Source organism: Pleomorphomonas koreensis DSM 23070, assembly GCF_000425185.1.
Taxonomy (GTDB): Bacteria; Pseudomonadota; Alphaproteobacteria; order Rhizobiales; family Pleomorphomonadaceae; genus Pleomorphomonas; species Pleomorphomonas koreensis.
Genome location: NZ_AULH01000008.1, coordinates 81,131 through 107,592 on the forward strand (window position 1 = coordinate 81,131; position 26,462 = coordinate 107,592).

23 protein-coding genes are annotated in these 26,462 nt (G+C 67.6%); 7 read left to right on the forward strand and 16 right to left on the reverse strand.

From position 1 onward, the window contains the following. The first annotated feature begins 39 nt into the window (after positions 1–39). On the forward strand, positions 40–2,364 hold the full coding sequence (locus tag H512_RS22985) for a putative bifunctional diguanylate cyclase/phosphodiesterase (RefSeq protein ID WP_053239654.1): 2,325 nt from the start codon (positions 40–42) through the stop codon (positions 2,362–2,364). Positions 2,365–2,437: 73 nt separating this feature from the next. On the opposite strand, the gene H512_RS0107145 is transcribed toward H512_RS22985, so the two are convergent. Both H512_RS0107145 and H512_RS22990 read right to left on the reverse strand, forming a co-directional pair. Next, positions 2,438–3,385 (reverse strand): nucleoside hydrolase, encoded by a 948-nt coding sequence (locus tag H512_RS0107145; protein WP_084798342.1) that lies wholly within the window; start codon positions 3,383–3,385, stop codon positions 2,438–2,440. Between the two features lie 71 nt (positions 3,386–3,456). Continuing rightward, positions 3,457–4,464 (reverse strand): SLAC1 anion channel family protein, encoded by a 1,008-nt coding sequence (locus tag H512_RS22990; protein WP_053239655.1) that lies wholly within the window; start codon positions 4,462–4,464, stop codon positions 3,457–3,459. Between the two features lie 157 nt (positions 4,465–4,621). On the opposite strand from H512_RS22990, the gene H512_RS0107155 reads away from it, so the two are divergent. After that, a complete protein-coding gene (locus H512_RS0107155) occupies positions 4,622–6,214 on the forward strand; it encodes an MBL fold metallo-hydrolase (protein WP_026782874.1) in 1,593 nt (530 codons plus the stop codon). Between the two features lie 5 nt (positions 6,215–6,219). Here H512_RS0107155 and tsaA read toward each other — a convergent pair whose 3' ends face one another. Continuing rightward, entirely contained in the window at positions 6,220–6,678 is a 459-nt protein-coding gene (tsaA, locus tag H512_RS22995) for a tRNA (N6-threonylcarbamoyladenosine(37)-N6)-methyltransferase TrmO (protein ID WP_036790543.1), read from the reverse strand. 90 nt (positions 6,679–6,768) lie between these two features. On the opposite strand from tsaA, the gene H512_RS0107165 reads away from it, so the two are divergent. Beyond that, positions 6,769–7,560, forward strand: coding sequence for a TOBE domain-containing protein (locus H512_RS0107165; RefSeq protein ID WP_026782875.1), 792 nt, complete (start codon positions 6,769–6,771; stop codon positions 7,558–7,560). Between the two features lie 144 nt (positions 7,561–7,704). Beyond that, entirely contained in the window at positions 7,705–8,856 is a 1,152-nt protein-coding gene (locus tag H512_RS0107170) for an MFS transporter (RefSeq protein WP_026782876.1), read from the forward strand. 2 nt (positions 8,857–8,858) lie between these two features. Here the strand turns inward: H512_RS0107170 and H512_RS0107175 are convergent, their stop codons facing one another. From H512_RS0107175 to H512_RS0107185, 3 genes are all read right to left on the reverse strand, one after another. Next, positions 8,859–10,175 carry an RsmB/NOP family class I SAM-dependent RNA methyltransferase gene (locus H512_RS0107175; RefSeq protein ID WP_026782877.1) on the reverse strand — a complete coding sequence of 439 codons (1,317 nt, stop codon included), beginning with the start codon at positions 10,173–10,175 and terminating at the stop codon, positions 8,859–8,861. Positions 10,176–10,288: 113 nt separating this feature from the next. Continuing rightward, complete coding sequence (guaB, locus tag H512_RS0107180; RefSeq protein WP_026782878.1) at positions 10,289–11,794, reverse strand: IMP dehydrogenase; 1,506 nt, start codon at positions 11,792–11,794, stop codon at positions 10,289–10,291. A 261-nt stretch (positions 11,795–12,055) separates the two neighbouring features. Next, a complete protein-coding gene (locus tag H512_RS0107185) occupies positions 12,056–12,784 on the reverse strand; it encodes an HAD family hydrolase (protein WP_026782879.1) in 729 nt (242 codons plus the stop codon). A 148-nt stretch (positions 12,785–12,932) separates the two neighbouring features. Here H512_RS0107185 and mazG point away from each other — a divergent pair, with 148 nt between their 5' ends. Then, a complete protein-coding gene (gene mazG / locus H512_RS0107190; RefSeq protein ID WP_026782880.1) occupies positions 12,933–13,766 on the forward strand; it encodes a nucleoside triphosphate pyrophosphohydrolase in 834 nt (277 codons plus the stop codon). A 140-nt stretch (positions 13,767–13,906) separates the two neighbouring features. On the opposite strand, the gene H512_RS26270 is transcribed toward mazG, so the two are convergent. The 5 genes from H512_RS26270 to H512_RS0107215 all read right to left on the reverse strand — a co-directional run bounded on the left by H512_RS26270 (position 13,907) and on the right by H512_RS0107215 (position 17,036). Then, the gene (locus H512_RS26270; protein WP_084798343.1) at positions 13,907–14,059 is read right to left on the reverse strand and encodes a DUF3563 family protein; all 153 of its coding nucleotides are present in this window, start codon (positions 14,057–14,059) and stop codon (positions 13,907–13,909) included. 495 nt (positions 14,060–14,554) lie between these two features. Then, entirely contained in the window at positions 14,555–14,710 is a 156-nt protein-coding gene (locus tag H512_RS26275; RefSeq protein ID WP_084798344.1) for a DUF3563 family protein, read from the reverse strand. 297 nt (positions 14,711–15,007) lie between these two features. Continuing rightward, a complete protein-coding gene (locus tag H512_RS26280; RefSeq protein WP_084798345.1) occupies positions 15,008–15,169 on the reverse strand; it encodes a DUF3563 domain-containing protein in 162 nt (53 codons plus the stop codon). Between the two features lie 185 nt (positions 15,170–15,354). Then, positions 15,355–16,248 (reverse strand): MBL fold metallo-hydrolase, encoded by an 894-nt coding sequence (locus tag H512_RS23000; protein WP_084798346.1) that lies wholly within the window; start codon positions 16,246–16,248, stop codon positions 15,355–15,357. Then, the gene (locus H512_RS0107215) at positions 16,245–17,036 is read right to left on the reverse strand and encodes a TatD family hydrolase (RefSeq protein WP_026782881.1); all 792 of its coding nucleotides are present in this window, start codon (positions 17,034–17,036) and stop codon (positions 16,245–16,247) included. The genes H512_RS23000 and H512_RS0107215 overlap by 4 nt, the downstream gene beginning before the upstream one ends. Positions 17,037–17,332: 296 nt before the next feature. On the opposite strand from H512_RS0107215, the gene recG reads away from it, so the two are divergent. After that, positions 17,333–19,444 carry an ATP-dependent DNA helicase RecG gene (gene recG / locus H512_RS0107220; RefSeq protein WP_026782882.1) on the forward strand — a complete coding sequence of 704 codons (2,112 nt, stop codon included), beginning with the start codon at positions 17,333–17,335 and terminating at the stop codon, positions 19,442–19,444. A 4-nt stretch (positions 19,445–19,448) separates the two neighbouring features. Here recG and pcaQ read toward each other — a convergent pair whose 3' ends face one another. Continuing rightward, positions 19,449–20,378 (reverse strand): pca operon transcription factor PcaQ, encoded by a 930-nt coding sequence (pcaQ, locus tag H512_RS0107225; RefSeq protein WP_026782883.1) that lies wholly within the window; start codon positions 20,376–20,378, stop codon positions 19,449–19,451. 149 nt (positions 20,379–20,527) lie between these two features. Here pcaQ and H512_RS0107230 point away from each other — a divergent pair, with 149 nt between their 5' ends. Then, complete coding sequence (locus tag H512_RS0107230) at positions 20,528–21,187, forward strand: DsbA family oxidoreductase (RefSeq protein ID WP_026782884.1); 660 nt, start codon at positions 20,528–20,530, stop codon at positions 21,185–21,187. A 500-nt stretch (positions 21,188–21,687) separates the two neighbouring features. Here H512_RS0107230 and H512_RS27450 read toward each other — a convergent pair whose 3' ends face one another. From H512_RS27450 to H512_RS0107255, 4 genes are all read right to left on the reverse strand, one after another. After that, a complete protein-coding gene (locus tag H512_RS27450) occupies positions 21,688–22,110 on the reverse strand; it encodes a transposase (protein ID WP_483823599.1) in 423 nt (140 codons plus the stop codon). 164 nt (positions 22,111–22,274) lie between these two features. Further along, the gene (locus H512_RS0107245; protein ID WP_026782886.1) at positions 22,275–23,237 is read right to left on the reverse strand and encodes a quinone oxidoreductase family protein; all 963 of its coding nucleotides are present in this window, start codon (positions 23,235–23,237) and stop codon (positions 22,275–22,277) included. A 573-nt stretch (positions 23,238–23,810) separates the two neighbouring features. Next, entirely contained in the window at positions 23,811–24,797 is a 987-nt protein-coding gene (gene glpX / locus H512_RS0107250) for a class II fructose-bisphosphatase (protein WP_026782887.1), read from the reverse strand. Between the two features lie 321 nt (positions 24,798–25,118). Continuing rightward, a complete protein-coding gene (locus tag H512_RS0107255; protein ID WP_026782888.1) occupies positions 25,119–26,438 on the reverse strand; it encodes a homoserine dehydrogenase in 1,320 nt (439 codons plus the stop codon). Positions 26,439–26,462 lie beyond the last annotated feature (24 nt).

Sequence of the window (26,462 nt, forward strand, 5' to 3'; positions counted from 1 at the left end):
GCTTATACGGAAAGACACGGACTGCCTCGGAGTGCGAACATGGGTTCGAGCCGGCTCCTTCGGGCCTGGTGGCGGATGAACGGGCTGGTCCTCAGGGCCGCCAGCCTGCCGGCCCTGATCGCTCTCGTCGCCTTCGGATTGCTCGGCGTGCTCGCCGACCGCCAGAACCGGCAGATCTTCGAGCAGCACGCGCGGGCCGCCGTCGCCGACCGGCTGTCGGTCATCCGGGCCCGTCTCGAAGGCAACATCAGCCGAGACATCCAGATCGGACACGGCGTCGTGGCGGCAATCGCCACCCGTCCGTCGCTCGACACCGCGGAGTTCGGCGCCTTTGTCGAGCACCTCATGGAGACCGGTTCCGACCTCAGGCTGGTCGTCGCCGCGCCCGACATGGTGGTCCGCATGGCGCACCCGCTGCCCGGCAACGAGAAGGTGATCGGGCTCGACTACATGCAGACGCCCAGTCAACGCGAAGCCGTCCTGCGCGCCCGCGAGACCGGCCGTCTCGTGCTGGCCGGCCCGCTCGACCTCGTCCAGGGCGGCGTCGGCCTGGTCGGCCGCATCCCGGTATTTCTCGACCGGCCGCACGGGCCGCCGGCCTTCTGGGGCATCGTGTCGGTGGTGATCGACGTCGACCGGCTTTATGCCAACAGCGGCATCAGCGCCGCCGATTTCGACCTCGACCTGACCATCCGCGGCCGCGACGGCAAGGGCGCGGCCGGCGACATCTTCTTCGGCTCCGAGGCCGCCCTCGACCAGAACCCGCTCATCGCGACGATCGCCATTCCCGGCGGAACGTGGCAGTTGGCCGCCACGCCGAAGGGCGGCTGGCCGCCGCCGCCCAACGCCGCGCTGTTCCGCCTGATGCTTGCCGTCATCGGCGCGCTGATCGTCGTGCCTATTCTGGTCACCGGCCATCTCTATGCCGAGAGACGGCAGAATCTCGACGAGCTGGGCCGGGCCAAGAGCCTCGCCGACGCCCGCAACCGCCAGCTCGAGGAGGCCAACCGCCGCATCCGCCACGCCTCGCTGCACGATGCGCTGACCGGGCTACCCAACCGCCGCCACCTGATGGACCATCTCGGCCGACTCGATTCCGACATGGCGGCGACGGCCGGCGGCATCGCCATGCTGCACATCGACCTCGACCGCTTCAAGCAGGTCAACGACGCCTTCGGCCACGCGACCGGCGACCGCCTGCTCCAGCATGTCGCCGGGCTGATGCGCGCCACCTTCCGGCCGGCCGATCTGGTGGCCCGCATCGGTGGCGACGAATTCGTGGCCGTCTGCCTTGGCGACGAACCGGAGCCGCTGGCCCGCCGGCTGGCCGGCGACCTGCTGTCCGCCTTCCGCCAGCCGATCGACCTCGGCGAAACCCGCTGCCGCAGCGGCCTCTCCATCGGCATCGCCTGCGCCGACGCCGGCAATGGTCCGCCGTCGCGGCTGCTGATCGACGCCGACATCGCCCTCTATCGCGCCAAGGAATGCGGCCGCAACCGCTTCGAGTTCTTCACCGAGGCGCTGGAGGCCGAGGTGGTCAGCGCCAAGCATCTGGCCGACCAGATCCTGACCGGCATCGACGAAGGCCAGTTCACCGCCCATTACCAGCAGCAGTTCCACGCCACGACGCGCGAGGTGGTCGGCCTCGAGGCGCTGGTGCGCTGGAAGCATCCCGCCGAGGGGCTGCTTGCCCCGGCTGATTTCCTTGAGGTGGCCGAGGACGTCGACGCCCTGCCGACCCTCGACCATATCGTGCTGGAGACCGCCCTCGCCGACCGCCTGCGCTGGCGCGCCGCCGGCCTTGCCGTGCCGCGCATCGCCGTCAACGTGTCGATGGGCCGCCTGCGCGACGAGCGCCTCGTCGATCGCCTCAAGGCACTGGCCATCGAGCCCGGCGCCCTGTCCTTCGAGCTGACCGAGGCGATCTACCTCGACGACAGCGACGAGGTCGTCACCGACAACATCCGCCGTCTGCGCGACCTCGGCATCGAGATCGAGATCGACGACTTCGGCACCGGCTATGCCTCCATCGTCAGCCTGATGCGCCTGAAGCCGAGCCGCCTGAAGATCGCCCGACAGCTCACCGCCGCCGTCACCACTTCTTTCCCCCAGCGCCAGCTCGTCCGCTCGATCGTCGAGATCGGCCGGACGCAGGACATCGGCATCGTCGCCGAGGGCGTCGAGACGCTGGAACAGGCCGACATCCTCGCCGACCTCGGCTGCGATATCCTGCAAGGCTTCGCCTTCGGCCGGCCGATGGCGGCCGGCGCGCTGGCGCGGATCATGGCAGAGGAGGCCGTCTCGCCATCCGCCGATATCCGCCGTCGGGGCCGTGATTCCTCGGCCTTCAGCGCCCGCCTCTAGAGCGATCCCGGCAAAGGCGGGAACCGGTTTTGCGCCCGGAATTGCCTTGAAACAAATGGATGAAGCGTTTGCCTCAGTCGCGACGCGCCGCGTGGAGCCGCTCGATGACCAGCTCGAAATAGCCGTCGGCGTCGATCTCGGTCAGCACCAGCGCGTTCTTCGGCCGGCCGGTCACCGAATGCCAGTCGACCACCGTCATGCCGCGCGTCAGCTCGTCGCAGGAAATCTCGACGTTGACGAGTCGGCCGCCGAACAGCTCCGGCTTCAGGAGCCAGGCAATGACAGTGGGGTCGTGCAGCGGCCCGCCCTCCATGCTCCAGGCTTTCTCGTCGAAGCGCTTGTTCCATTCGAGGAGGTGATAGAAGGCTTCCATGTGCGGGCCGCCCCGCGCCCGTAGCAGGTCGAGCCGGTCCTTGCGCGTCAGCGCCTTGTGGGTGCAGTCGAGCGGGATCATGACGATCGGCGCGCCCGCGGCGAACACCTTCGTCGCCGCCTCGGGATCGACGTAGATGTTGTATTCGGCGGCCGGCGTGACGTTGCCGCCCTCCGAGCGGGCGCCGCCCATCAGCACGATGCCTTCAAGGCGTTCGGCGAGGCGCGGCTCCCGCGCCATCGCCAGCGCGATGTTGGTCAGCGGCGCCAGGCAACAGAGCGTCACCGTCTTCTCCGGCCGCGACATCACCAGCTCGACGATCCTGTCCGGCGCAAATCCGTCGGCCGCCCGCGCCACGGGCTCCGGCAGGTCGTAGCCCTCGAAGCCGGTGGCGCCGTGCACGTATTCCGCCGTTTCGAGCAGGCGGGTAATCGGCCCGGCGGCGCCGGCATAGACCGGCACGTCGGCGGCACGATTCACCAGCTCCAGCGCCTTCAGGGCGTTGCGGGTGGTGTGATGGAGCGGCACGTTGCCGCCCACCGTGGTGACGGCGAGAAGCTCCAGTTCGGCCGGTGAGCCGAGCGCCATCAGGAAGGCGACGGCGTCGTCGGGCGACGGATCGGTATCGACGATGATGGATCTGACCATGAAAGGCTCCGGGATGGCGGTCCCGCAGACTTATCCGGTCAATTACTTACAGGCAACGGCGAAATCGCCGGTCAGTCGGAGACGAACAGCTTGCCGTTGGCGAGACCGTAGAGCGTCGCCAGCACCACCATCAGCACCAGCAGCGAGGCGAGCGACAGCTGCGCCCACAACAGCCAGTCGGCGTAGGGGAATGGGTAGGCGCGGACGAACGTGAACAGCGCCACCGTGAACACCGCCGCCGGGAAGGTGTAGCTCCACCAGGACAGCGCCAACGGCGCCCGCACGAAGCGCGGCAGGATGGTGAGGAACACCACGGCCAGGAAGGCGGCGTAGCCGAACAGTGCCATTGCCGGCCAATCAACCTTGCCTTCGAGCGCCACCAGCGACAGGAAGGCCACCGACGGCGGCGCCAGCAGGATCACCAGCGTCGGCTTCAGCTTCTCGGGGAAGGCCGGGCCGGCGGTGACGCGCTGGAAGACCAGCGGCTGGACGATCAGCCAGAACATGATGCCGACGCCGAACAGCAGCCAGGACGGCATGACGAGACCGAGCCGGACGCCGAACACCGGCGCCAGCAGCATGCCGACCAGCGGGATCAGCGTCGGCGGCATCAGCGACATCGGGTCGTTGCGCGGCGTGAGCAGCAGGCCGCGCACGGTGAGCAGCGACAGCAGGAGGTGCAGCGATACCGCGACGACCCACACCCAGAAGGCGGGGCCGGGCAGCATCGGCATCAGCATGGCCGACACCATCATCAGGCCGATGGTGAAGGCGCCGGCGAAGGCCGCGCGGGCCGGATGGCTGAGATCGGCGATCAGCGCCCGCGGATGACGGATCTCCCGCCAGATATGCAGCAGCGTCAGGAGCGCCCAGACCAGCGCCGCCACCGACAGCAGCGCCTCGCCGGGAAAGGCCGGTACGCCGAAATGCGCCGTCGCCTCGCGCCAGGCAAGGCCGAGACCGCCGATGCCCATCGGCGCCGAGAACAATGGGAACGGCAAGTGGGCGATGCGGCTCGGCCGCGATGGCGGCGGCGGCGTCTCCGTCTCCTCGCGGGCGTTTCTGTTGGCGGTCGCCATGTCGGCCTCCTCGCGCCGGCGGGAACTTTCGCGACGCGTTCCTATTTTCCCTTAGGGAAGCTAAGGCTCCGTAAAGCGGCCTTGCCATCGCCGCGCGGAGCGCCACTATGAAAGAAGCGGCCGGCGATGCGGTTCGGCCCTTCTCCGAGGTGTTCCGATGTCCGACCAGCCCGTCATCACCTTCCACGGCGCCGCCGAAACCGTCACCGGCTCCTGTCACATGATCGAGGCGGCCGGCAAGCGCGTGCTGATCGACTGCGGCATGTTCCAGGGCTCGAAGACCGAGAAGGAACTCAACTACCGGGCCTTTCCCTTCGATCCGCGCGCCGTCGACGCGCTGATCCTGACACACGCCCACATCGACCATTCCGGCCTCATTCCCAAGCTGGTGAAGGACGGATTTGCCGGCCCGATCTTCGCCTCGCCAGCCACCATCGACCTCTGCAAGGTGATGCTGCCCGATTCCGCCCACATCCAGGAGATGGAGGTCGAGCAGCTCAACCGTCGCAACAAGCGGCGCGGCCGGCAGGAGGTGACGCCGATCTACGGCCTCCTCGACGCCATGGAGGCGGTGAAACAGATGCGGCCGACCCGCTTCGGCGAATGGCGCGAGGCGGCGCCGGGCATCCGCTTCCGCCTGTGGAACGCCGGCCACCTGCTCGGTTCGGCGTCGGTCGAGGTGGAGGCGGCCGATGGCGACCGGCCGCTGCGTCTGCTGTTTTCCGGCGATCTCGGCCCGGACAACAAGCTGTTGCAGCCCGGCCCGGAGGCGCCGGCCGGCTGGGACCACGTGGTGATGGAATCGACCTACGGCGACACCGACCGGCAGGAGGTGACCGAAAGCCGTCGCCGGGCGGCACTGAGGTCCGAGATACGGGCGGCGATCAACCCGGACGGCGTGCTGCTGATTCCCTCCTTCGCCGTCGAGCGCACGCAGGAGCTTCTGGCCGACATCGTCCACCTGTTCGAGACCGGCGAGCTGCCGCCCTGCCCGGTGATCATCGATTCGCCGCTCGCCAACCGGGCCAGCCAGATCTTCCGCTCCTACGCCCGCACGCTCGACAACGGCGATCTACTGCTGCGCGCCTTCGCCTCGCCGCACGTCCGCTTCACCGAGAGCGTCGAGCAGTCGATGGCGCTCGACCAGATGCACGGCTTCCACATCGTCATCTCCGCTTCCGGCATGTGCGAGGCCGGCCGCATCCGCCACCGCCTGCGCAACTGGCTGTGGCGGCCGGAGGCAACGGTGCTGCTGGTCGGCTACCAGGCGGCCGGCACACTGGGACGCCTGCTCGCCGATGGCGCCTCCGAGGTCCGCATGAAGGGCGAGCAGATCGAGGTGCGCGCCCGCATCCGCAAGCTCGACCTCTACAGCGGCCACGCCGACGGGCCGGAGCTGGCCGCCTGGCTGACGAAGCGCCTGCCGGTCAGCGGCACGGTGTTCATGGTGCACGGCGAGGAACCGGCCATCGACGGCCTCCGGGCACGGCTTGCCGGCGTCATCCCCCGCGAACGCCTCGTCGATCCGCGCCTCGACGCCAGCTACCGGCTCGGCCACGCCGCCGCCGTCGAGATCGTCGATACCGCGCGGGCACCGCGCCTCGAACCGGCGCAGGTCGGCCGCATGGACTGGCACAACGACTTCCAGAGCCTCCTCCTCGACATCCAGAAGGAGATCGCCGGAGCAGCCGACGAGAAGGCGCGCGCCAGGGTCGTCCGTCGCCTGCGCGGCGCGCTTGCCGCCGAGTGAGCGCGTCACGCGCCAGAGGTCGGCCTGAGGCGCGGCTTGATATCGATGAGCGGCGTGCCGTCGCGGCAATCGAGCCCGTGCACCACCAGCGCGGCGGGCTCGACGCCGTCGACGCGCACCGTCGACAAGCCAATCGGGTTGGGTCGGTGCGGCGAGCGGATCGCGAACGTGCCGCGCAAATCGGACCGGCCTCTCGGGTGCTGCACCACCAGATCGCGCCGCGCATCGCCGAGCCAGTAGAGAACGTCGATCGCATCGCCGACGCCGATACCGGCAAGCGCCGCTGGCCAGGGGGCGGCGATCTCGATGCGGCAGGAAGGCCCCGCCTCGGCATCGCCCTGTCGCGGACAGTCGGCCACCTCGCGCCACGGCGTGCGCAGGACGCCGATGAAAAGAAGGCCGGCATCGATGCGATCCGGCACGTCGACCGTCATCTCGTCGTCGCGCAGCTTTGCGTCGTTCATCTCCGATCTCCGTCTTTCACGGCCGAGACATTTCCCCGGCCGTTTCCCTGGTCTAGAACAGTCCCACCTTATACACGCGGACGGAGTGCCATGCCGATCAACGCCTCGATCACCCTCGAAAGCGACGGCCCGTCGTCGGTGAACGGCGACCGCATCCGCCTGCTTGAAGCCGTCGCCCGCGAGGGTAGCATCTCCGCCGGCGCCAGGGCGGTTGGCATCACCTACAAGGCGGCCTGGGACTGGCTCGACGCGCTCGCCAACCTGTTCGGCCGGCCGATGCTGGAAACCCGCACCGGCGGCCGATCGGGCGGCGGCGCCACGCTCACCCCGGCCGGCGCGCGGGTGATCGAAGCCTATCGCCGCATGGAAGCGGAGATGGCTCGCGTGGTACGCTTGATCGAGCCGGATCTCGCCGGCAGCGGCATTTCTCCCTTCAACCTTGTCTCGGGGTATTTCATGCGCACATCGGCACGCAACGTCCTGCGCGGTACCATCCAATCCATCGAGGCCGACGCCCTCACCGCCGACGTCGCCGTCGCGGTGTCGGAGCAGACCACCATCCGCGCGCTGATCACCGCCGCCAGCCTCCGGGACCTTGGCCTCGTCGTCGGCCGCGAGGCGATCGTGCTGATCAAGGCGCCCTTCGTGATGATCGCTCCTGGCACCGAGCCGCCGGCCGTCTCGGTGGCCAACCGCATCGCCGGCACCGTCTCCCGCATCGAGCTGGGCGCGGTCAACGCCGAGGTGGTGCTCGACGTCGGTGGCGGCAAGTCGATTGCCGCCTCGATCACCGCCCGCTCGGCCGAGGCTCTGGCGCTCGCCGAAGGCTCTCCCGCCATCGCCCTGTTCGACGCCGCCCACGTCATCATCGCCATCGATTGATACGGCCCCGGCGCCCTGCGGCAATGGCCGAAACCGGTCGTCGTCGCGTTCCCACGCTCTGGCGGCCAAAGCGCATTGACTGTAGGCTGCGGTTGAATCGATTCTAGGCTTCGTTGCCAAGCCCCTTCCCCACCGGATCCAAAGATGACCCAAGTCCGCCTGATCATGCTGATCTTTTTCCTGGAGCCGCTCGTCTTCGGCAACTGGCTCTCGCGCATTCCCGAGGTGCAGGCGGGCCTCGGCCTCAGCCCGGCCCAACTGGCCGTCTCCCTGCTCGGCATGCCGATCGCCAACGTGCTGGTCCTTCCCTTTGCCGGGCGGATCTGCAATGCGGTCGGCGCCCGCCGGCTGCTGGTCGCCACCTTCGCCGGCATGCTGATGATCCTGATGCTGCCGGGTCTTGCCTTCAACATACCGTCGCTGTTCCTGATCCTCGCCTCCTGCGGCGCCCTGCTGGCGCTGGCGGAACTCGCCATGAACGTCGAGGCGGCCCGCATCGAGGAGGAGGCCGGCCGGCTGATCATGAGCACCTGCCACGGCTTCTGGAGCGTCGGCATCGGCGTCGGCAGCTTCGTCGGCGCCACGCTGGCCACCCTCGGGCTGACCGTGACGGAATCGCTGGTGCTGTCGGTGGTCGTCGTGCTGCCGATTGCCGTCTGGGCCGGGCTGCAACTGCCGGCCATCGAGCCGATCAAGCCGGCGGACGACAAGCCCAAGGCGTCCTTCTTCGCCATTCCGCCCAGGGCGTTGCTGCTGGTCTGCCTGTTCAGCATCGGCTTCGCCGTCACCGAGGGGGCGATGGGCGACTGGTCGGGCATCTTCCTGCGCGACGAGACCGGCACGCCGACCGCCATGCTCGGCTACGGCTACGCCACCTTCGCCGCGCTGCTGTCGATCGGCCGCTTCCTGGGCGACACGCTGCGCCTGCGCCTCGGCATGGTGGCGCTGGCCCGGCTGACGGTGTCGATCGCCCTCGGCGGCGCGCTGCTGCTGTCGGTGGCGAGCAGCTTCTGGATGGGCGCCGTGGCCTTCGGCATGATCGGGCTCGGCATTTCCGTCGCCTTCCCGATGGCGGTCACCGCCGCCACGGCGACGCCCGGCACGCCGGCCGGCAATGTCGCCATCCTCTCGGCCATCTACGTGCTCGGCTTCCTGACCGGGCCGCTGGTGATCGGCGGCCTTGCCGAGTTCCTCGGCATCCGCGTCGGCCTGATGTTCCTGATCCCGATGCTGCTGCTCAGCCTGACGCTGACCGGCTCGCTGCGTCCCGGCGACCGCAAGGCCGCCGCCTCCTGACCTCAGACCGTCCGGTTGAGGATGGCGACGAAGAAACCGTCGGTGCCGGTCAAGGCCGGCGTCAGGCGCAGCATCGAGCCGTCACGACCGGCAAGACCCAGGCGGGCGAGATCGGGCGCTGCCTCGCCGGTCACCGTCGCGAAGGCGGCGGCCGCGTCGCCGAGCGCGAAGGCCGGCGTGCGATCGAGGAAGGCGGCGATCTGCGCCTCGTTCTCCTCCGGCAGCACCGAGCAGGTGATGTAGACGATGCGGCCTCCGGCCTTCACCAGCCGGACCGCGTTGTCGAGCACCGCCGCCTGCTCTTTCAGGCGAATGTCGAGCGCCCCCGGCGCCAGGCGCCACTTGGCGTCCGGCCGGCGGCGCCAGGTGCCGGAGCCGGTGCACGGCGCATCGACCAGCACCAGATCGCTCTTGCCGGCGAGATCGGCCAGCACATCCTGATCGCGGCGCGGCTCGCGGATCTGGATGTTGCGGCTGCCGGAGCGGTCGATGCGGTCGAGGATGTCGCCGAAGCGTCGCTTGTCGCTGTCGTAGGCATAGATCTGGCCGTGGTTGCCAAGCGCCGCCGACAATGCCAGCGTCTTGCCGCCGGCGCCGGCACAGAGATCGACGACCTGCCGGCCGCCGCCCGTCGCGGCGACCAGCGCGGCGAGCTGGCTGCCCTCGTCCTGCACCTCGAACCAGCCCTTCTTGTAGGCGAGATCGGAGGAGACGTGGCCGGGCCGCAGGTCGCCGTCGACAGCCGGAATGCGGATGCCGACCGGCGACCAGCGGCAGCGCGTCGCCTTGAGATGATCGAGGCCGGACAGCACCTGCTCGATGTCGCTTTTCAGCGTGTTGACGCGGAGATCGACGTCGGCGCGGCCGGACAGCGCTTCGCCCTCCTCCACCGCCCGCTCCCCGAAGGCGCGGGCCAGCGAGGCGGCCAGCCATTCGGGATAATCGCCCTTCACCCAGTCGGGCGCGTCGGCCGGCACGGCCCCGGCGGTCAGCGCGGCGCGCTCGGCATCGGAAAGCGGCGGCGGCGCGAACTTGTCTTCAGCGAACAGGACATCGAGCGCCGGCACGCTGCGGCCCCAGAGGCGGACGGCAGCGGCCAATGCCAGGGCACGCGGACTGTCCGAGCCCATGACGGCGGCGAGCGACGCCTTGCGGCGCAGCACGTCGTACACCAGATTGCCGATGGCGCTGCGGTCCTTGGAGCCGGCGAAGCGGTGGGCGAGGCCCCAGTCCTTCAGCGCGTCCTGCACCGGCCGCCGCGTGCGCTCCACATCGCCCAGCACCTCGATCGCCGCTGCGATCCTGCCGCCGTCTCTCATGGTGGTATCCTTCGGTTGCCCGTCCAGTCACTGCGCCGACATATGAATGAGACGGCCGCCGGGAGCAAGCCCGACGGCCGTCGCATGATTCCAGCCGATTGCTTTGTCGCGGCTTACGCGACGCCCGGATAGTTGGGGCTCTCACGGGTGATGGTCACGTCGTGGGCGTGGCTCTCGCGCATGCCGGCCGAGGAGATGCGCACGAACTGGGCCTTCTCCTGCAAGTCGGGAATGGTCTTCGCCCCGACGTAGCCCATGGCTGCGCGGACGCCGCCGACCAGCTGATGGACCACCGAGCCGAGCGGACCCTTGTAGGGCACCTGCCCCTCGATGCCCTCCGGCACCAGCTTCAGCTGGTCGCGCACCTCGGCCTGGAAGTAGCGGTCGGCCGAGCCGCGCGCCATGGCGCCCACCGAGCCCATGCCGCGGTAGCTCTTGTAGCTGCGGCCCTGGTAGAGATAGACCTCGCCGGGGCTCTCGTCGGTGCCGGCCAGGAGCGAGCCGATCATGCAGGCGGTGGCGCCGGCGGCCAGCGCCTTGGCGCAGTCGCCGGAGAAGCGGATGCCGCCGTCGGCGATCACCGGCACGCCGGCCTCGCGGGCGGCCGACACGCCCTCCATGATGGCGGTGAGCTGCGGCACGCCGACGCCGGCGACGATGCGCGTGGTGCAGATCGAACCCGGACCGATGCCGACCTTGACGGCGTCGGCGCCGGCGTCGATCAGCGCCCTGGTGCCGTCGGCGGTCGCCACGTTGCCGGCGATCACCTGCACGTGGTTGGAGAGCTTCTTCACCTTGGTGACGGCCTGCAGCACATATTCGGAATGGCCGTGGGCGGTGTCGACCACCAGCACGTCGACACCGGCGTCGATCAGCGCCTGCGACCGCTCGTGGCCCTTGTCGCCCACCGTGGTGGCGGCGGCGACGCGCAGCCGGCCCTGGTCGTCCTTGGAGGCGTTGGGGTTGAGCCGCGCCTTCTCGATGTCCTTCACGGTGATCAGGCCGACGCAGGCGTAGGAGGAATCCACCACCAGGAGCTTCTCGATGCGGTGCTGGTGCAGGAGGCGCTTGGCCTCGTCGTGGCTGACGCCCTCTCGCACGGTGATGAGGTTCTCCCGCGTCATCAGCTCGTAGACGCGCTGGCTGGGATCGGAGGCGAAGCGGACGTCGCGGTTGGTCAGGATGCCGACCAGGCGCCCGTGGCCGCGGCTGCCGTCGCCGGCATTCTCGACCACCGGAATGCCGGAGATGTTGTGCGCCCGCATCAGGTCGAGCGCGTCCTTCAGCGTCGCCTCGGGGCCGATCACCACCGGATTGACCACCATGCCGCTCTCGAACTTCTTGACCTGCCTGACGTGCTCGGCCTGCGTCTCGATGTCGAGGTTGCGATGGATGACGCCGATGCCGCCGGCCTGCGCCATGGCGATGGCAAGGCGCGACTCGGTCACCGTGTCCATGGCCGAGGACAAGAGCGGAATGTTCAGCTCGATGGAGCGGGTGAGACGGGTGCGGACGTCGGTGTCGGCCGGCAGCACTTCCGAGTGGCCGGGCTTCAGCAGCACGTCGTCGAAGGTCAGCGCGAGATCGCCACCGGCGGACGGAACGAAGAATGAGGCCATGACCAACTCCTGGGGCTCGCGGGCGACGAAATGAAAATAAGCCTGACCGAAATCGCGCGTCTTGCGACTCGGGGGCAGGCATTCATCACCGAATGAAGTTGGCGGTGGTCTCTACCACGGGTGCGGCGTTTGGCAAAGGCAAAAGCGCGACTTTGGTATACTTACGCGAAATCGCTGACCTGCCACCGGGCACCTGACTCAGCGCATGAAGCCGCCGATTCACCCCGTGAAGCAGCGGAATCGCCGTGTGAGGCGGCGGAATCACTTTGTGAGGTCGTCACCGGAAGCGTTAATGATTTCAATGCGATCCGCCACCTTGCGGATGTGTTCCTCGACGAACAGTCGAGGATGGGCGACCGCCGCCTCGACATGCTCGTAGCTCCAGGTCAGTTCGTGCGGCACATGAACGGCGAAGGCGCCGGCGGCGAGCGCCGGCAGGATGTCGGAGCGCAGCGAGTTGCCGACCATCAATCCGCGCTCCGGCCCGTCGCCGCGCGCCGCGAACACGCGGGCATAGGTGGCGTCCGACTTGTCGGAGACGATTTCGACGGCGCGGAACAGCCCGCCGAGGCCGGACTGCACGAGCTTGCGCTCCTGGTCGCCGAGGTCGCCCTTGGTGATCAGGAGGAGCGGGTAGCGGTCCGACAGCGCCTCCAGCGTCTCGCGCACCTCCGGCAGCAGTTCCACCGGCTGGCTCAGCATGTCGCGGCCCATGGCGAGGATGTCGGCCACCACCGCCGGCGCGAGGCGGCCGTCGCTGGCCTCCAGCGCCGTCTCCATCATCGACAGCATGAAGCCCTTGATGCCGAAGCCGTAGAGCGGAATGTTGCGCTTCTCGACGGCGAACAGCCGGGTCGCCAGCGTCGCCCGGTCGCCGAAATCGGCGATGAGGTCGAGGAAGCGATCCTCGGTCGCCCGGAAGAAGCGCTCGTTCTGCCAGAGCGTGTCGTCGGCGTCGAAGCCGATGGTGGTGACGGGTGCCTGCCGCATGATCTTCCCTTCCCGAAAGCCGTCGCGCCGGCGATCGTCATTATCACCCCGCCCGACGGCCGATCAACGCCGCCGGCCGTCTTTGGCGTTGACACGGGGGCGAGGCCCGCGCGAAGTCTCGCGCCGACAGAGCAAGGAATCCCCCGCCATGCAGCCCGGCCGCGACATATCCGTCCTGATCGACATCATGGCCCGGCTGCGCGACCCGGACGGCGGCTGCGCCTGGGACCGCGAGCAGACGTTCGCGACCATCGCCCCCTACACCATCGAGGAAGCCTACGAGGTGGCCGAGGCGATCGCCCGCGGCGACCGGCACGACATCTGCGACGAGCTGGGCGACCTCTTGTTGCAGGTGGTGTTCCACGCCCGCATGGCCGAGGAGGAAGGCGCCTTCGCCTTCCCCGACGTGGTCGAGGCGGTGACGCGCAAGATGATCCGCCGCCATCCGCACGTGTTCGGCCCCGAGGAGGCGCGCACGCCGCATCTCGTCAAGGGCCTCTGGGAGAAGATCAAGGCCGAGGAGAGGGCCGAGAAGGCGGCGCGCCATGGCGGCGAGTTGCCGAAGGGTTTGCTCGATCAGGTCTCGGTGGCCATGCCGCCGATGCTGCGGGCGGTGAAATTGCAGCAGAAGGCGGGAACGGTCGGTTTCGACTGGAACGATCCGCGCGCCGTGCTGGCCAAGATCCGCGAGGAGCTGGACGAGCTGGAGACGGAGCTGGATCGCGCCGATGCCGGGAACACGGAGACGGCCGAGGCGCGGTCGGCCATCGAGGCCGAACTCGGCGACGTGCTGTTCGCGCTGGCCAATCTCGGCCGCCATCTCGACATCGATCCGGAGGCGGCGGTGCGGGCGACCAACGAGAAGTTCAGGAAGCGCTTTTCCTACATCGAGCGCAAGCTCGGGGAAGCCGGGCGCCGGCCTGCGGAGGCCACGCTTCAGGAGATGGAAGCGCTCTGGCAGGAAGCCAAGTCCGAGGCCTGAGGGACCGGCCCATAAAAGAGAAACCCGGCGCGATGGCCGGGTTTCACAATCCTCTCGGGGCCGGACCGTCTTCGAGCTTGCGGCTCGCGGTCCGGGGTAGCTGGCGGGCGATCCCCATCACGGGATCGACGTGGCGACGATCACAGGGCATTGCGGAACATCCCACGGTCGACGGCGCGCTGGCGGTACTCGAGGTCGATGCGATCGGTGGCCTCGTTGAGGTAGGCGAGTTCGCGTTCGGCGGCGGTGGCGGGGCGAAGGGCGCGGGCGGCCTTGCGAAGCTGGGTGAACATTTTCTCTTCCTTTCGATCCACGAACCGCCGGTTTTTCTTCAGGACCCAGCGATCCGTTCCTCTGTCCTGACAACAACGAAGATAATACATTCTGTTCTTGGGACCAGATCGAATGTTGCATGACGCGCATGCACTCTGCGAATTGGTCTCAAAAGATTTTCTTCAGACGGCTTTCAGAAGCGCTTCATTCGACTTTGCCGGCTGAGAAAAAACTTAACCGTCCATTAACCACGATCGACCGTCCCGGCGCCGGCCAAACCGGAGGCGCCGGCCTGAAGCGCGGCGGGCGGAGGCTGACGCGCGGCGCCGGTGAAAAGCGGCGCCCCGGAACGACAAAAGCGCCCGGGCGGTCAAGCCATGCGGGCGCTGTCGGCAGGTCAGGATATTTCTTGTCGGAGGATCGCGGCCCTGGGGTTCGCCGGATCGTTCCGTCTTCCCATTTCGCCGGCACATGGCCGCGCCAGCGATTTTCTCGTTTTTCGTCAGAGGCTTCGATCAGAGACCGAGGTTCCTGTTCCGGCGGAACATGCCACGGTCGATCTCGCGCTGGCGAAGCTCGAGGTCAAGACGGTCACCAGCCTCGTTGAGGTAGGCCGCCTCGCGTTCGGTGACGCTGACGGAGCGGAGGGCCTTCTTGAGATTGGCAAACATAGCTGCATCCTTTCTTTGGGTGCCGCCGGGATCATCCTTGTTCCGGCGTTCGTTTCATTGCTCTTACGCTTCAAAACATAGCGATTTATCCCGATCGTACCAGTGCTGATAGCGCAAAGCGGCCATGCGCCCGACGAGAATCGACTTGAAGAAGAACTATAGTCTTCCTTCAGATAAAGTTTCGATGCAGCGGAATGTGATCAGCATATCCAGAATACGACAAAAGCGCTCCGCCCTGCCGGGCCGGGAGCGCTTTCCGCGTCGCGGGTGATGTCGTCGGCCGTCGCCGATGCCGGCTCAGAGGCCGTAGGGAGGACGGCGGAACAGGCCGCGGTCGATCTCGCGCTGGCGGTACTCCAGCTCGACGCGGTCGCCGGCGGTGTTCAGGTAGTGCAGCTCACGCTCCTCGGGAGTGACAACGTGCAGGGCGCGAGCGACCTTCTTCAGCGGACCAAACATGACTTTCAATTCTCTCGACGATACGGACCGGCGACGATCCCGGCACCGCCGGACATCCGGCCGCCGCGTCGCCTCGCCCCTCATATAGACTTTCGTCGTAGTGTCGCCAACACCGCTTTCGCAGGGCAGCCATGCGAAGGCCCTGGAATCGCGTCACAATTTCTTCATGAGCTTTTCAGGCAAATTTAATTGGCCGGCGTTGCCTTGGCGACACCGGCAATCGGGCGTGGCGCCGCCGCCGGCTCAGCCGGCTCAGCCGGCGCATCGATCACCTTGCCGTCCTCGATCACCATGCCGTCGTAGGACGGCAGCACGCCGGCCGGCAACTCCCCGGCAAGCGTGCGGTAGTCGAGATCGTGATGCATGTGGGTGATGATGATGGTACCGGCGCCGATACGGCGGCCGGCCTCGATCGCCTGATCCACCGAGAAGTGGCTGACGTGCGGCCGGTAACGCAGCGCATCGACAATGAACACGTCGACACCGGCGATCAGCGGCCAGGTTTCGTCGGGAATGGCGCTGACGTCGGAGGAATAGGCGAGATCGCCGAAGCGGTAGCCCATGCTGTGGATCTCGCCGTGCACCTGCTTGTAGGGCAACACCTCGATCGGTCCGCCCTTGCCGTCGATGGTGAACGCCTGGCCGGCGACGACGCGATGCTCGATGACGATGGGCGGATAGCCGGAGCCGACCGGCGTTGCGAAACAATAGCCGAAGGCTTCCTTGAGGCGGGCCGCCGTGTCCTCGTCGGCATAGACCGGCACGCGATGGCCGCTGTTGTGGAAGAACTGCCGCAACTCGTCGATGCCGTGGATGTGGTCGGCGTGCGAATGGGTGTAGAGCACCGCGTCGGCCTCGCCGACGCCGGCCCGCAGCACCTGCTCGCGGAAATCCGGGCCGGTATCGACGATGATGCGGGTGACGCCGCCGTCCCCGCCGATCCGCTCGACCATCAGCGACGAACGGAGACGGCGGTTGCGCGGCTCGCCCGGATCGCAGGCGCCCCAGTCGTTGCCGATGCGCGGCACGCCGGGCGAGGCACCGCAACCGAGCACGGTGAAGCGCATGCGGGCGGTCATGATGGGAAGACCTCGCGCGGCACCTTGGCGAACAGGCGGGCGAAGTTGGCCGTGGTCGCCGCCGCCATCTCGGCCGGCGTCACGCCCTTCACCTCGGCCAGCACCTTCGCCGTATGCGCCACATAGGCCGGCTCGTTGCGCTTGCCGCGCCAGGGCTGCGGCGCGAGATAGGGCGCGTCGGTCTCGACCAGCAGCCGGTCCATCGGCACGTCGCGGGCGATCTCCCGCAACTCCTCGGAGCGCTTGAAGGTCAGGATGCCGGAGAAGGAGACATAGGCGCCGAGCGCCGTCGCCCGCTCCATCAGCTCGCGGCCGGAGGAGAAGCAGTGCAGCAGGATCGGGAAAGCGCCCTTCGCCGTCTCCTCGGTGAGGATGGCGATCATGTCGGCGTCGGCATCGCGCGAATGGATGCAGAGCGGCAGGCCGGTGATCCGCGCCGCCGCGATGTGGCGGCGGAACACCTCGGCCTGCACGTCGCGCGGCGACGAATCGTAGAAATAGTCGAGCCCGGCCTCGCCGATGCCGATCACCTTGGGATGGGCCGACAGCGCCACCAGATCGTCGACGCCGACGTCCGCCTCCTTGGCCGCCTCGTGCGGATGCGTGCCGACCGTGCAGTAGACCGCGGGATGCGCCTCGGCGATCGCCCGCACCGCCGCGAAATCGCGGACGCGCGTGCCGATGGTCACCATAAGGCGCACGTCGGCCGCCGCCGCGCGGGCGATCAGCGCGTCGGTCTCGCCGGCGAAATCGGGAAAATCGAGGTGGCAATGGCTGTCGACGATCATCGGGGTCCGAACACGGAAAAGCGAGGGATTGTTCCGACATAGCCGCTCGCGCCGCCCCTGTCGAGCATCGGCGGCGGAAGGCTGATGCGCGCCGCGCGCCGGCCGTCACAAAACTCTCACCGACCGCGGCTAGAAAGGCGGCGGTCACGGCACGCATTGAGCCGCCCGACCTCTCGTTGACAGACAGGCTATTTTTCAGGGCGCCTTCGGGCGTCCGTTTTTTTGCGGCGTGGATGAAGCGCCCGGTTCGGTCGCGAACGCTACCGTGATGCTCGCGGATGCCCTAACATCCCGCCATGCGTCCCGATGTGCTCAATCCGCTGTTCCAGCCGCTCACCAGCCTGCCCGGCGTCGGCCCGCGCACCGCCCCCAAGCTCGAAAAGCTGGTCGGCCCCGGCGGCGAGACGGCGCGCGGCGCGGTGGTGCTCGACCTGTTGTTCCACGTCCCGACCGGACTCATCGACCGCAGCCATGAAGCGCTGATCGATTCTGCCCCGGAAGGGGCGATCGTCACGCTGCGCGTCCACGTCGACCGCCACCGGCCGACGCCGCCGCAGTCGCGGGCGCCCTACCGCATCCTCGTCCACGACGACAGCGGCGAGCTTGCCGTCACCTATTTCCGCGCCGAAAAGGCCTGGCTGGAAAAGCTCTATCCAGTCGGCGAGACGGTGCTGATCTCCGGCCGCGTCGAGCGCTTCAACGGCGCGCCGCAGATGAGCCACCCCGACCACGTGGTGGCGGAGGCCGAGGCCGACAAACTGCCGCGCCTCGAACCGGTCTACCCGATGACCGAGGGCGTCGGCGGCCGGCTGATCGCCCGCCTCACGGAAGCGGCCCTCGCCCGCCTGCCGGCGCTGCCGGAATGGCTGGACGAGGCGCACCGCCGCCGCGAGGTCTGGCCCTCCTTCGCCGACGCGCTCAGGCAGCTCCACAGGCCCGAAGCGATCGAGGCCGCCGACCAGCCGAGCCCGGCGCTGACCCGCCTCGCCTATGACGAACTCCTGGCCAACCAGCTCGCCCTCGCACTCGTCCGCCGGCAGTTGAAGGGCGCCACCATCCGGCCGCGCCTGCCGACCGGCGACATCGCCACCCGCCTGCGCGCCGCCCTGCCCTTCAAGCTCACCGGCTCGCAGGAGACCGCCATCGCCGAGGCGGTCGCCGACCTGTCGGCCCCCAGCCGCATGGTGCGGCTCGTGCAGGGCGACGTCGGCTCGGGCAAGACCATGGTGGCGCTGTTCACGGCCGCCGCCGCCGTAGAGGCCGGCGGCCAGGTGGCGGTGATGGCGCCGACCGAACTCTTGGCCCGCCAGCACGCCCGCTCCATGGCGCCCCTTGCCGAAGCGGCCGGTCTCCGTCTGGCGCTGGTCACCGGCGCCGACAAGACCAGGGGCAAGCGCGAGACGCTGGAGCGGATCGCCGCCGGCGAGGTCGACATCGTCGTCGGCACGCACGCGCTGTTCCAGTCGGCCGTCGAGTTCCAGAACCTGACGCTGGCCGTCGTCGACGAGCAGCACCGCTTCGGCGTCCACCAGCGGCTGGCCCTCTCCGCCAAGGGCGCCAGGACCGACCTCCTGGTGATGACCGCGACGCCCATCCCGCGCACGCTGATGCTGGCCTATTTCGGCGACATGGACGTCTCCCGCCTCACTGAGAAGCCGGCCGGACGCAAGCCGATCGCCACCGTCACCGTACCGCAGGACCGCATCGGCGAGATCGTTGGCCGCATCGGCTCGGCCATCCGGCTCGAAGGCGCCAAGGTCTACTGGGTGTGCCCGCTGGTCGAGGAGAGCGAGAGCGTCGACCTCGCCGCCGCCGAGGAGCGCTACGCCGACCTCCGGCAGTATTTCGGCGACGACGTGGCGCTCGTCCACGGCCGCATGAAGGCGGCCGAGAAGGACGCCGCCATGGCCCGCTTCAAGGCCGGCGAGGCGCACATCCTGGTGGCGACCACGGTGATCGAGGTCGGCGTCGACGTGCCTGACGCCACCATCATGGTGATCGAGCACGCCGAGCGCTTCGGCCTCGCCCAGTTGCACCAGTTGCGCGGCCGGGTCGGCCGCGGCGACAAGTCGTCGGCCTGCGTGCTGCTCTACAAGGGACCGCTCGGCGAGACGGCGAAGGCGCGGCTCACCGTCATGCGCGACACCGACGACGGCTTCCGCATCGCCGAGGAGGACCTGAAGCTCAGGGGCGGCGGCGAACTGCTCGGCACCCGCCAGAGCGGCCTGCCCGGCTTCCGCTTCGTGCGCGCCGAGCACCACGGCGCGCTGATGGAGACGGCGCGCGACGACGCCGGATTGCTGCTCGCCCGCGACGCCGGCCTCGCCGGCCCGCGCGGCGAGGCGCTGAAGCTGCTGCTCTATCTATTCGGCCGCGACGAGGCGGTGCGGCTGATCCGGGCCGGCTGATGCCTCACCGCTCGCCGGCCGCCCGCACCTCGCCCGCCACCTCGCGGATGGCGGCCATCAGCAGCTCGGCGCCGAGCGTCGGCGTCACATCCGAACGGACGATCAGCCCCAAGGGACCGAAGGTGTCGGAGGTGTCGACCGGCAGCTCGCGCAGCGTGCCGGCCGCGATGTCGCCGGCCACCTCGCCATAGTGGGCGATCCAGATGGCGTCGGAGCTGGTGGCGAAGGCCCGGCCGAACACCGTCGACACCGTGTCGATGCGGCGAAGCTGCGGCCCGACGGCCAGGCGGATCAGCAGCTCGACGGCATGATCGTGAATGATCGAGCCGGGCGGCGGCACCAGCACCACATAGTCGGAGAGGCGCGAAACCCCCGCCCCGGCCGCGAAGATCGGATGCTCGCGCCGCGCCACCACCGCCACCCGCTCGGTGTAGAGATGCTCGAAGGTCAGGCCGACCATGCTGGCCGGCAAGCCCATCCGCCCCAGCGCGAAATCCAGCTCGCCCACCCGAAGCTGGTTGAGGATGGTGACGTTGTCGGCGGTTATGACTTGCGGCGTCGTCCCGACGTTGATGGCGAGGAAGCGCGCCACCGCGTCCGGCAGCACGCGCGCCGAGGCCGACGATAGCGCGCCGATCCTGACGATCGACGCCCCCTGCTTCAGCGCCAGTTCCACCGACTCGACGCCCTGCCGGAGCGCGGCGATCGAGGCGCTGGCAAAGCGCAGGAACACCTCGCCGTAATAGGACAGCACCACCGAGCGGTGGCTGCGGTCGAACAACTCGACGCCGAGAATCTCCTCCAGTTCCCTGATGGTCTTCGACACCGCCGGCTGGCTGATCGACAGCGACACCGCTGCCTTGCCGATGCTTTTCAGACGGGCGACTTCCACAAAGGAGCTGAGATGCCTATGTTTGATACGGTTCTCGATCACGGCGGGTCCTCTATAACCGGCCGTTATGTAAAAGGGCCGCGGGTCCTGCTACCATGGATCATTGGTCGAGTCCGTGTCTGCCCTCGTCCGTAAAGGAGGGTATGGAATCGGGCCGGTCGTCGGCCGCAACGCTCACGCGAGGAGTTGCCATGCAGAAACCCACGCTCCATCTCGACGTCATCGTCGACGTCGTCTGCCCCTGGTGCTTCCTCGGCAAGCGCCGGCTCGACGCCGCCATCGAGGACCTCGACGATGTCGACGTCGCGGTGCGCTACCGGCCGTTCCAGCTCGATCCCGACACGCCGAAGGAAGGCATCGACCGCGAGAGCTACATCATCGGCAAGTTCGGCAGCCCCGACGCGCTGGACGAGGCGCACGCCCGCCTGTTCGCGCTCGGCGCCGACGTCGGCATCACCTACGCCTTCGACCTGATCGAGAAGACGCCCAACACGCTTGACGCCCATCGCCTCGTGCGCTGGGCGGCGGCCGAAGGGCTCGAAGAGCCCATGCTGGAGCGGCTGTTCTCGCTGTTCTTCGAGGAAGGCGCCGACCTCAGCGACATCGATACGCTGGTGGCGGCCGCCGAGGAAGTCGGGCTCGACGGCGACGAGGTGACGATGAAGCTCGAGGATGGCGCCGACCTCGACGCGGTGCAGGCGGAGATCGCCCATGCCGCCCGCATCGGCATCACCGGCGTGCCGACCGTCATCATCGAGAACAAGTTCGCCATCTCCGGCGCCCAGACGCCGGACGTGCTGGTCGAGGCGCTGCGTCGCATCGCCGCCGAGCTGGACGCCACGCAGGGCTGAAGCCTCGAAAGGATGAAACGACGAAGGGGCGCCCCAACCCAGGCTATGCAAGAACCCGATGTCGCTTAATTGGCTGCCGCAGATGCGACGTGAGCTTCCGGCTCAGTTCGGCGTGATCGACTGAACCCCGAAGGCATTCGCCGCGTGCAGGATATTGAAGGCGAGGATCGAGAGGGCCGCCTCCGCCTTCGCCGCCCTTATTCGCCTGGTTAGGAATCTCCCACTGCGCTCTGGAGATTGTACGAAGGCATCTTGGGTGCAAGACCATAGCCCATTGGCTTTGCCTCCGGCTCGCCGAAGACGAGCACCTCTGCGTCATGCCGCGCCAACTCCTGCTGCCTTCGGACGAGCCGATCCTTCCGGCGCCGGAGAGAGGCTATGGCGGCCGCGAAATTCTCGCGGTGTAGCGGCTGATCGTCGAAACCCTGACCCACTGTCTCGCCGATGATGTCGGGGCGATCGAGATAGTAGGCGATTTCCTTTTCAGTGTGCGCGATGTCTCAGGCGAGATGTTCGGCCCCAGCGATATTCTTCGGACTTGAGACGGCCCGCATCTTCGTGCCGTCCACCGCCACGACATGCCCGCCGACGAGTCCTTGCTCACGACAGAATTGCACAAAGGCCGCGCTAACAGCGATGATCGCTTCGGGATTGTCATGCCGGAAGGCCGCAATGGTCCGGTAATCCGGCGCCAGGCGGCGCATCAACCACATCGCTTCGAGATCACGAACGCCGGCGCGCTCGAGATGGCGCGACGATCGGACTTGGTTGAGATAACCCCATATATAGAGCCGGAGCAAATCACCGGGCTGGAAACCCGGCCTGCCAGTTGCCTCCGCAACGGCCCGGTTGAAGCCTAGCTCGACCAAGTCCAGGCTGGCGACGAAAGCATCGACGACGCGAACCATACCATCCGACGCCACGTAGTCATCGATGCAGGGTGGCAGTAAGCTGATCTGATCTCGGCTGCCCCCGCAAATGAAGCTTACAACTCGCCTCCGTAAATTGTAATTCTATTATACTTCGATTTACGGGCTTGGATAAGCTTGTTTATCGTCATTCGATTTTAAACATACCGCCCGAGAATCTACAGCTTAACGTTCGGAGCGAGAACAATCCTCCTCTGTGTATCGCTTGCTGACCATGCCTCTTCTATCTGGCTAAGCGGCATTGTCGTAGTCGCAAGGTCGAAGCCGATTACAGGGGCAGCGTTCATCAGCTGGCTGATGCAGCCGACGATGTCTTTCTCGGGGACGCTACCGGCGCCGCTGCCCATAATCTCGATTGCGGAGGCACGCAGAAGCGCGCCCGGCAAATTGACGGACGTTCCGCCGGAAAGGCCGAGTTGGATAAAACGAATGCGTTTGGTTGCGTGACCAGAGCGGGCGGCCTCGATAATCTGCAGGGCGCTTGGCCCCCAGAGGTAGTCGAGCACAATGTCCACGCCATCGGCGAAGTGATGTTGCCACTCCTCAGCCGAAGCATGGCCGGCCTGATCGAGCACAACCGTAGCATCCGCACCCAACATGGTCAGCCGATCCAGCACTTCGCGGTTGCGTCCAGTGGCTATCACCCTGCCGGCTCCAAGGTGTTTGGTGATCTGAACTGCGACACGCCCCGCCGACCCGGTCGCGCCGTTGATGAGGACGGTTTCGCCCTGCTGGATTTTCGCTCTCATCTGCAGCGCGACCCAAGCCGACATGCCGGGATCGGCAAGCGCTGCTAGAGACACATCGTCAACACCATCCGGAACGGACAAACATTGTGCTCTCGCTACAACCGTCCGCTCGGCCATTCCGCCGAAGGGTTGGCGGGGGAATAAGAAGTAGACGCGTTGACCATCGTCGAGCGTTCCGATGCCGTCGATGCCGACGACGAATGGCGGCTTAGCGGTAAAGCTGTAGTGCTTGCCGAGCGCTCGTAACTTGACGAAATTTGTGAGCGCCGATGCTGTCACATGGATCCGCACCTCCCCCTCGCCAGGGACTGGCTCATCGAAATCAACATAACCCGGAGCGTTCCCGGTTTCACGAACGACGGCCCCTTTCATGCCGCGCTCCCGACCGAAGAAAGATCATCGCTGCGGGAGCAATCGGTCCGGTTTTGGATAGCCATTTCGTCTGTCCTTCCTGTCTTGCCGCGGGCACAGCGAAGGACTTGAGCAACTTGCTTTCGTCTACGAATGGCTACACGCCACTGGCAGCCCAGCAAGAGGACACACGTCCACCCTGCCGTGGACGCAGCCGCATTGGCTGGTTTGGCCTGCCGACCCGGCGGCAAGCTGGCCGGAGCTCACCACACCGGCCTGCCTTTTTCGACATTCAATGGATAACGTTCCGCTTGGACGCGATCAAGTCCGCTTTTAATCGTCTGAAGTCAGCCACGACATCGCGGCGGTGGCCAAGCTGCACTAGCTCCGATCGACGATGCTTTTCACTCTGCTGGCGTAGCATGCTCAACGTCTCGTTTTTGCACAGCCCCAACCGGAGCGCCCCTTTCCGATGACATAGAGCATTTCCGTCGAAATCCGGTTCGCCGGAAATGCTCTATCTCATTGTTGAGACGCAATTCCGGACGCAAAACCGGTTCCCACTTTGCTGGAATTGCTCCAGCGGCCGTGCCGTCAGATGACCTCGCCCATGTCGCGGTCGATATGCTCGGCCTTGATCCAGCGGACGGTGCCGGTCCATGAGCGCATCACCACCGTGTCGGTGATGATCTTGCCATTCTTGAAGCGCACGCCGCTCAGGAGGTTGCCCTTGGTGACGCCGGTCGCCGCGAACAGCACGTCGCCCTGCGCCATATCCTCCATGGTGTACTTCTTGGTGACGTCCTCGATACCCATCCGCTTGGCACGCTCGATCTGGTCGGGCCGGTTGATCATCAAGCGCCCCTGCATCTGGCCGCCGAGGCAGCGCAGCGCCGCCGCCGCCAGCACGCCCTCCGGCGCGCCGCCGACGCCGAGGTAGATGTCGATGCCGGTCTCGTCGGGATCGGTGGTCTGGATGACGCCGGCAATGTCGCCATCGCCGATCAGCCGGATGGAGGCGCCGAGCCCGCGGACCTCGTCGATCAGCCGCGCGTGACGCGGCCGGTCGAGGATGCAGGCGGTCAGCGCCGACACCGGCACGCCCTTGGCCTTGGCCAGCGCGCGGAGGTTGTCGGTGGGCGTGGCGTCGAGATCGACCACGCCGGCCGGGAAGCCCGGGCCGATGGCGATCTTGTCCATGTAGACGTCGGGGGCGTTCAGCAGGCCGCCCTGCTCGGCGACGGCGATGCAGGCCAGCGAATTGGTCTGGTTCTTGGCGCACATCGAGGTGCCTTCGAGCGGGTCGACGGCGATATCGACGCGCGGCCCCTTGCCGCTGCCCACCTCTTCGCCGATGTACAGCATCGGCGCCTCGTCGCGCTCGCCCTCCCCGATCATGATCGTGCCCTGGACCGGCAGCTGGTTGAGTTCGCTGCGCATGGCGTCGACGGCCGCCTGATCGGCGCGGCGTTCGTCGCCATGCCCCCTCTGGCGGGCGGCTGCGATGGCGGTGCGTTCGGTAACCCGAACGATTTCCAGAGTCAGAATTCGATCGAGGGAAGTGGAGAATTTCTGCAACATGAAATAACCCGCGGTTGGGACGGCCGACCGGATTCGTCGCAGCGCCCGGCGGAGGCCTCGGGGCGGCACGCGAACGGGGAGGAAACCCGGTCGATACCTAAGCGAGGTAGGAAGAAGGGGCGTTTGAGGTCAATGCGCCATAGGACGCAATACGGATCCGGCGCCGCCGGGTTAACCATGGCGCGACGCCGTCCCGCCACGATTACTTGGCGAAATACCGCCATTTACCGCCATTTGCCGCTGGTTCCATCGCCAGACATGCAAAAAGTCGATAGCAGCATTCCCGTGCCTGGGTCCGTCGTCCACCGGCTCCGGCGGTGATCACAGGCTTTCGATGCGGATCAGCGTCGGCTTCTCGGCGATGTGCCCGGCCGCCTCGATGGCATCGAGGGCGGCGCGGATCTCCGTCTCGCGCGTCGCGTAGGTGATCAGCACCACCGGCTGCGGCGCACCGGTGTGGCCGAGCGCCTCTTCGCCGTCGAGGGCGCGGCGGTGCTGGACGATGGACTCCAGGGAGATGTCGCGGTCGGCCATGCTCTTGGCGATGCCGGCGAAGGCGCCGGGCCGGTCGTAGACGGAAAGGCGCACGTAGTAGCCGCCCTTGTGCGCCTGGATCTCGGCCTTCTGGTAGGGCATCAGCTCGACGACCGGCAGGCCGAACACCGGCGTCAGGTGGCCGCGCGCCTGGTCGACGATGTCGGCGATCACCGACGACGCCGTCGCGTTGCCGCCGGCGCCGGGGCCGACCAGCACAACCTCGCCGAGCGCGTCGCCGTCGAAGGCGACGGCGTTGAGCACGCCCGACGTCTGCGCCACCACCGATTTCTTCGGCACCATGGCCGGGTTGACGCGCGCCTCGATGCCGGTGTCGGTGCGGCGGGCGACGCCCAGGAGCTTGATGCGGTAGCCGAGTTCGTCGGCGGCCTTGATGTCGTCGAGCGAGATCGAGGTGATGCCCTCGACGTAGATGGCGTCGGCGTCGATCTCGGTGCCGAAGGCGAGGCTGGTCAGGATGGCCAGCTTGTGGGCGGTGTCGAAGCCGCCGACGTCGAAGGTCGGGTCGGCCTCGGCATAGCCGAGCCGCTGCGCCTCGGCGAGGCAGGTGGCGAAGGAGAGCTGCTCCTTCTCCATCCGCGTCAGGATGTAGTTGCAGGTGCCGTTGAGGATGCCGACGATGCCGGTGACGGTGTTGCCGGCCAGGCTCTCCTTCAGCGTCTTGATCACCGGAATGCCGCCGGCCACCGCCGCCTCAAAGCCGATGCCGACGCCGGCCGCCTCGGCGAGGCGGGCGAGTTCGACGCCGTGGCGGGCGAGCAGCGCCTTGTTGGCGGTGATCACCGGCTTGCCGGCGGCGAGTGCGGCGCGCACCAGCGTCTCGGCGGCGCCGGACGCGCCGCCGATCAGTTCGATCACCACGTCGACGTTGGGATCGGCGACCATGGCGACGGGATCGTCGTACCAGGCGAAACCGCCGAGATCGACGCCGCGGTCGCGCTTGCGGTCGCGCGCCGACACGGCCGTGATCGTCACCGGCCGTCCCGCCCTCAGCGTCAGCGTGCTGAGATTGGAGCGAACGATACGGACGACGGACGCGCCGACGGTCCCGAGACCGGCGATGCCGAGGCGAAGCGGTTTACCCATGGTGCTTTCCGAAACTCTCGAATC

What these genes read in the sequence shown, in the direction of transcription:
- mazG (WP_026782880.1), top strand. Translation starts at nt 12,933, where the DNA reads ATGCAGCCCGGCCGCGACATATCCGTCCTGATCGACATCATGGCCCGG.
- H512_RS0107230 (WP_026782884.1), top strand. Translation starts at nt 20,528, where the DNA reads ATGCAGAAACCCACGCTCCATCTCGACGTCATCGTCGACGTCGTCTGC.
- H512_RS0107215 (WP_026782881.1), bottom strand. Translation starts at nt 17,036, where the DNA reads ATGATCGTCGACAGCCATTGCCACCTCGATTTTCCCGATTTCGCCGGC.
- H512_RS26275 (WP_084798344.1), bottom strand. Translation starts at nt 14,710, where the DNA reads ATGTTTGCCAATCTCAAGAAGGCCCTCCGCTCCGTCAGCGTCACCGAA.
- tsaA (WP_036790543.1), bottom strand. Translation starts at nt 6,678, where the DNA reads ATGAACGACGCAAAGCTGCGCGACGACGAGATGACGGTCGACGTGCCG.
- H512_RS0107185 (WP_026782879.1), bottom strand. Translation starts at nt 12,784, where the DNA reads ATGCGGCAGGCACCCGTCACCACCATCGGCTTCGACGCCGACGACACG.
- H512_RS22990 (WP_053239655.1), bottom strand. Translation starts at nt 4,464, where the DNA reads ATGGCGACCGCCAACAGAAACGCCCGCGAGGAGACGGAGACGCCGCCG.
- H512_RS0107245 (WP_026782886.1), bottom strand. Translation starts at nt 23,237, where the DNA reads ATGAAAGGGGCCGTCGTTCGTGAAACCGGGAACGCTCCGGGTTATGTT.
- H512_RS0107165 (WP_026782875.1), top strand. Translation starts at nt 6,769, where the DNA reads ATGCCGATCAACGCCTCGATCACCCTCGAAAGCGACGGCCCGTCGTCG.
- recG (WP_026782882.1), top strand. Translation starts at nt 17,333, where the DNA reads ATGCGTCCCGATGTGCTCAATCCGCTGTTCCAGCCGCTCACCAGCCTG.
- H512_RS26270 (WP_084798343.1), bottom strand. Translation starts at nt 14,059, where the DNA reads ATGTTCACCCAGCTTCGCAAGGCCGCCCGCGCCCTTCGCCCCGCCACC.
- H512_RS0107145 (WP_084798342.1), bottom strand. Translation starts at nt 3,385, where the DNA reads ATGGTCAGATCCATCATCGTCGATACCGATCCGTCGCCCGACGACGCC.
- H512_RS0107170 (WP_026782876.1), top strand. Translation starts at nt 7,705, where the DNA reads ATGACCCAAGTCCGCCTGATCATGCTGATCTTTTTCCTGGAGCCGCTC.
- H512_RS23000 (WP_084798346.1), bottom strand. Translation starts at nt 16,248, where the DNA reads ATGACCGCCCGCATGCGCTTCACCGTGCTCGGTTGCGGTGCCTCGCCC.
- H512_RS0107175 (WP_026782877.1), bottom strand. Translation starts at nt 10,175, where the DNA reads ATGAGAGACGGCGGCAGGATCGCAGCGGCGATCGAGGTGCTGGGCGAT.
- H512_RS26280 (WP_084798345.1), bottom strand. Translation starts at nt 15,169, where the DNA reads ATGTTTGGTCCGCTGAAGAAGGTCGCTCGCGCCCTGCACGTTGTCACT.
- guaB (WP_026782878.1), bottom strand. Translation starts at nt 11,794, where the DNA reads ATGGCCTCATTCTTCGTTCCGTCCGCCGGTGGCGATCTCGCGCTGACC.
- H512_RS0107255 (WP_026782888.1), bottom strand. Translation starts at nt 26,438, where the DNA reads ATGGGTAAACCGCTTCGCCTCGGCATCGCCGGTCTCGGGACCGTCGGC.
- H512_RS0107155 (WP_026782874.1), top strand. Translation starts at nt 4,622, where the DNA reads ATGTCCGACCAGCCCGTCATCACCTTCCACGGCGCCGCCGAAACCGTC.
- glpX (WP_026782887.1), bottom strand. Translation starts at nt 24,797, where the DNA reads ATGTTGCAGAAATTCTCCACTTCCCTCGATCGAATTCTGACTCTGGAA.
- H512_RS22985 (WP_053239654.1), top strand. Translation starts at nt 40, where the DNA reads ATGGGTTCGAGCCGGCTCCTTCGGGCCTGGTGGCGGATGAACGGGCTG.